A 3,809-nucleotide genomic window follows, 5' to 3' on the forward strand; every position below is an offset into this window, starting at 1 on the left:
AAGCGATACCCCCAGCGCGAGGAAACCTCGCCGTTCACGGCGAGGAGGATGTCATAGCGTGTCGGGCACCTCGACGTCCTCCGGGGCCGGCATCCAGAAGTAATCGAAGGCGATGCCGACCGTCAGCGGGACGAGGACGGTCAGGCCGAACACCGTCGCGGCGTCACCGAGGTTGGGGCCGAGGACCTGCCCGAGAAACAGCGTCACGATGAGCAATACGACGGGCGTCAGCAGGAGCGTATAGAGTGCACCGCCCCACCGCGTGTCGAGTCGGGTCCGGAACACCCGAGTCAACACGGCGGCCAGCGTGGTATTGATGCCGAGGAGCACGAGCAAGCCCACGGCTTCGAAGACGGAGACCATACCCGTCCTAGGGGGTCGAGCCTCTTTGGTTTATCCGTCCAGCCGTCACGGCTTTGGCCCCGCCGGACGAGGGGTCGGTATGTACCGCGTTATCGGTGAGCGCGACCCCGACGAGGTGGACCCGGAGCGGTCACGAATCCTCCTCGAAGAGATGGTTCGCGCACGGGTCTTCGACGAACGTGCCTTCGCCCTCCAGCGACAGGGGTGGATGAGCGGCTATCCGCCGTACCGTGGTCAGGAGGCCTCACAGGTCGCCGCCGCGCTGGCGATGGGCGACGAGGACTGGCTGGCGCCGACCTATCGCTCGAACGCGATGCAGTTGGCCCGCGGCGTCCCGATGGCCGATATCCTCCGATTTCGCCGTGGCTACCCGGAGTTCGGCTCGGACCACGACGTTCCGATCCTCCCGCAGGCAGTGCCTATCGCCTCCCAGATTCCGCACGCGGCGGGGCTCGGGATGGCCGCCAACTATCACGAAACCGACGAGGCGGTCGTCTGCTATTTCGGCGACGGCGCAACCAGCGAGGGCGATTTCCACGAAGGCCTCAACTTCGCTGGCGTCTTCGAGACGCCCGTCGTCTTCTTCTGTGAGAACAACGGCTGGGCCATCTCGACGCCCGAAACGAAACAGACCGCGAGCGACACCATCGCCCAGAAGGCCGACGCCTACGGCTTCGAGGGCGTCCGCGTCGACGGCAACGACCCGCTGGCCGTCTACGAGGTCGTCGACGAGGCGCTGGTGATGGCTCGGGAAGGAACGCCCGTGTTGGTCGAGAGCCTGACCTACCGGCAGGGCCCTCACACCACGAGCGACGACCCCGAACGCTACGCGGACCGCGAGTCCTTCCCGGAGTGGCGGACACAGGACCCCATCGACCGCTTCGAGGCGTGGCTGGTCGAGGCTGGCATCGTCGGCGAGGAGTTCGTCGCCGAAGCCCGCACCGAGGCCGAGACGGCCTTCGATGCGGCACGGGAGGAAGCCGAAACCGCCTCGCCGGACCCCGATGACGTCTTCGACCACGCCTACGAGGAGACGTCGCCGCGGCTGGAGCGACAGCGCGAGGATTTACGGGCGTTCATCGGGCGACACGGGGACCCCTACGAGGAGTGACGGGACGGGAGGAGAACCCTATTCGAGACAGACGTACGTTTTCGTGTCGGAGACGTCCTTCGTCGACCGGATCTCGGTCGCCACGGAGTTGATGACGTCGTAGACCTCCTCGCCTTCGGCTTCGACGATGATGTCGAAATCGCCGGCGACGATGTTGGCCTCGACGACCCGTTCGAGGCCCCGAATCGTCTCCAGAAGCGACTCCGCGTGTCCGGCGCCGGCCTTCACCATGATAAACGCACGAACCATGCCGGGTGTTCGCGGACCGACTCGAAAAAGGTTTGGTCCAAGGTACCTTGTCACAGGGTAACATTATTGGGCCCGCTCGCCGTAGGGGCTGCCATGAGATTCGTTATCGTTGGAGCCGGCCGCGTGGGCATGCGAACCGCCCGCGTGCTGCGCCATGAGGGCCACGACGTCGTGCTCATCGACCCCGAGGAGACGAAGGTCGAACGCCTCGAAGACGAGGGCTTCGAGGTGATACAGGGCGACGGCAGCGACGAGGAGACCCTCGTGAGTGCTGGCCTCGAAGACGCCGACGGACTCGGCGGCCTCTCCGGTGATTTCACCGCCAACGTCATCGCCTGCATGATAGCCAAGTCCCACGGCTGTCGGACCGTCCTCCGGGTCGACGACGACTACCGCGAGTACGTCATCAGCAAGTACGCCTCCGATGTCGACGAGGTCATCTACCCCGAACGGCTCGGCGCCATCGCCGCCAAAAACGCCCTTGTCGGCGGTAACGTCCGCGCCGTCGCAGACATCGCCCAGAACCTCCAGCTCGTCCAGTTGACCGTCACCGAGGAATCGCCCATGCGGGGTTACACCCTCTCGGAGCTGGAGTTGCCCGCCGACGCGCGGGTACTGGCGTTCGGCAAGGAATCGGAGGGGCTGGAACTACCCCACCCCGACATCTCCCTCGAAGTCGGCGACAGCCTCGTCGTCATCGCCGACTTCAGCGTCCTGCAGGACGTCCAACAGATCATCGTCGGTAGGAACGACCACGCGGTCGCCACAGGAGGTGCCTGAGATGGTCGTCGCATACGTCATGGTCAAAGCCCACACCGGCGAGGCCGACCGGCTGAAACAGGACATCGAGAGCATCGAGGGCGTCGTCTCCGCCCACATCGTCGCCGGCGACGTCGACCTCATCGCCAAGGTCGACGTGGCGTCGCCCGCCGACGTCAAGGACATCGCCGCCACCGAAATTCAGAACCTCGACGGCGTCGAGACCACCCACACCTACGTCGCGATGGCCGACGCCGACGCCTGATACGGACCGTTGGAGTCTTTTACCGGCAAGCGCCGAGCCGTACCGGGCGCTCGCCGGTGATTTGTTACAACGATCCGTATGGGTGCAACGACCGCCGTTCGGCGCACGGTTTTTATCCGGCACCACCGTAGCCCGTGTATGCTTCACATCCGCGGGCACGCTGGGGGGACGGCGCTCACCGGGACGCTCTACGAGCGCGGGGAGGACCCACCGCAGTTTCGGGGCGCGCCCGACGACGACGCGCCCTACGTGTGGGTCTGCGACGCCTTCTACCGGGTCGAAAGCGGCGGGACGACCCAGACCATCGACGGTGAGGAGATTCAGGTCGCCTTCGAGTCGCCGATGCCGCGCGGCTTCGAGGAACGCGGCGAGGCCATCGAAGCCGCCAAAGAACACGTGCGGACTCAATTCGCTCGACTCGGGGTTCCGGAAGGAGACGTTCGTATCGAGGTCATCGAAGTCGCCGAGGACCCGGCCTGAAACGGGATGCGGAGTCGTAAGGTGGCGTGAGACGGGGACGACAGACGTGAATACTGCTCGACCTATCTATTGGCAGAAACGATGGGTGAGGTCAGGGCCAGTCCGGAGGGAGTTCGTCGGCGTGGTTTTCGAGCAGTTCGAGGAGCGGTTCGATCTCATCGAAGTTCGGTCCTTTCGAAATCCGTCCAGTCTCTCTGTCCCACTCGATATATCCTGCGTCCGCTAGTTTCGGCAGATGATTGTGTTTCAGTTCTATCTCCGCTATCTCTGAATCGGCTCCGCCCCGAAATATCACGTCGGCTTCCGTTTCGATAGCTCCGTCGTTCACTAACAGGAGGATCAACCGACGGTGGCGTTTACGCAGGAGGTCGAACATCTGACCCACCCCCGGACGCCGCAGGACGCTCTCCGATGCGTTGCTCAGCGAGTCAGGTGAATCAGCGGACTTCCCCCGCCCCTTGTGTGACATACTATATCGTACGCACTGGACTAATATAATCGCTTGTGAGACAACAGTCATACGGAGCAGGATAAAACCGACCGACGTGACGGCTATACCTCTACGACACGTCAGACAGGGGT

7 protein-coding genes are annotated in these 3,809 nt (G+C 64.0%); 4 read left to right on the plus strand and 3 right to left on the minus strand.

What is annotated here, in order from left to right:
• Positions 1 to 51: 51 nt before the first annotated feature.
• The gene (locus V5A53_RS13625; protein WP_332314163.1) at positions 52 to 363 is read right to left on the minus strand and encodes a hypothetical protein; all 312 of its coding nucleotides are present in this window, start codon (positions 361 to 363) and stop codon (positions 52 to 54) included.
• A 79-nt stretch (positions 364 to 442) separates the two neighbouring features.
• On the opposite strand from V5A53_RS13625, the gene V5A53_RS13630 reads away from it, so the two are divergent.
• Entirely contained in the window at positions 443 to 1,474 is a 1,032-nt protein-coding gene (locus V5A53_RS13630) for a thiamine pyrophosphate-dependent dehydrogenase E1 component subunit alpha (RefSeq protein ID WP_332314164.1), read from the plus strand.
• Between the two features lie 18 nt (positions 1,475 to 1,492).
• On the opposite strand, the gene V5A53_RS13635 is transcribed toward V5A53_RS13630, so the two are convergent.
• The gene (locus V5A53_RS13635) at positions 1,493 to 1,723 is read right to left on the minus strand and encodes an Lrp/AsnC ligand binding domain-containing protein (RefSeq protein WP_332314165.1); all 231 of its coding nucleotides are present in this window, start codon (positions 1,721 to 1,723) and stop codon (positions 1,493 to 1,495) included.
• A 93-nt stretch (positions 1,724 to 1,816) separates the two neighbouring features.
• Here V5A53_RS13635 and V5A53_RS13640 point away from each other — a divergent pair, with 93 nt between their 5' ends.
• The 3 genes from V5A53_RS13640 (at position 1,817) to V5A53_RS13650 (ending at position 3,227) form a co-directional block, all read left to right on the plus strand.
• Positions 1,817 to 2,503: a potassium channel family protein gene (locus V5A53_RS13640; protein ID WP_332314166.1), complete on the plus strand. Its 687-nt coding sequence runs from the start codon at positions 1,817 to 1,819 to the stop codon at positions 2,501 to 2,503.
• Position 2,504: 1 nt separating this feature from the next.
• Positions 2,505 to 2,747 (plus strand): Lrp/AsnC family transcriptional regulator, encoded by a 243-nt coding sequence (locus V5A53_RS13645; protein ID WP_332314167.1) that lies wholly within the window; start codon positions 2,505 to 2,507, stop codon positions 2,745 to 2,747.
• A 138-nt stretch (positions 2,748 to 2,885) separates the two neighbouring features.
• Positions 2,886 to 3,227 (plus strand): DUF7113 family protein, encoded by a 342-nt coding sequence (locus V5A53_RS13650; RefSeq protein WP_332314168.1) that lies wholly within the window; start codon positions 2,886 to 2,888, stop codon positions 3,225 to 3,227.
• Between the two features lie 91 nt (positions 3,228 to 3,318).
• Here the strand turns inward: V5A53_RS13650 and V5A53_RS13655 are convergent, their stop codons facing one another.
• Positions 3,319 to 3,696: a DUF7344 domain-containing protein gene (locus tag V5A53_RS13655; protein ID WP_332314169.1), complete on the minus strand. Its 378-nt coding sequence runs from the start codon at positions 3,694 to 3,696 to the stop codon at positions 3,319 to 3,321.
• Between the last annotated feature and the right edge of the window lie 113 nt (positions 3,697 to 3,809).

The sequence above is a fragment of the Natronomonas sp. genome, assembly GCF_036625485.1.
In the GTDB taxonomy this organism is placed as follows: domain Archaea; phylum Halobacteriota; class Halobacteria; order Halobacteriales; family Haloarculaceae; genus Natronomonas.

What these genes read in the sequence shown, in the direction of transcription:
- V5A53_RS13630 (WP_332314164.1), top strand. Translation starts at nt 443, where the DNA reads ATGTACCGCGTTATCGGTGAGCGCGACCCCGACGAGGTGGACCCGGAG.
- V5A53_RS13655 (WP_332314169.1), bottom strand. Translation starts at nt 3,696, where the DNA reads ATGTCACACAAGGGGCGGGGGAAGTCCGCTGATTCACCTGACTCGCTG.
- V5A53_RS13635 (WP_332314165.1), bottom strand. Translation starts at nt 1,723, where the DNA reads ATGGTTCGTGCGTTTATCATGGTGAAGGCCGGCGCCGGACACGCGGAG.
- V5A53_RS13650 (WP_332314168.1), top strand. Translation starts at nt 2,886, where the DNA reads ATGCTTCACATCCGCGGGCACGCTGGGGGGACGGCGCTCACCGGGACG.
- V5A53_RS13640 (WP_332314166.1), top strand. Translation starts at nt 1,817, where the DNA reads ATGAGATTCGTTATCGTTGGAGCCGGCCGCGTGGGCATGCGAACCGCC.
- V5A53_RS13625 (WP_332314163.1), bottom strand. Translation starts at nt 363, where the DNA reads ATGGTCTCCGTCTTCGAAGCCGTGGGCTTGCTCGTGCTCCTCGGCATC.
- V5A53_RS13645 (WP_332314167.1), top strand. Translation starts at nt 2,505, where the DNA reads ATGGTCGTCGCATACGTCATGGTCAAAGCCCACACCGGCGAGGCCGAC.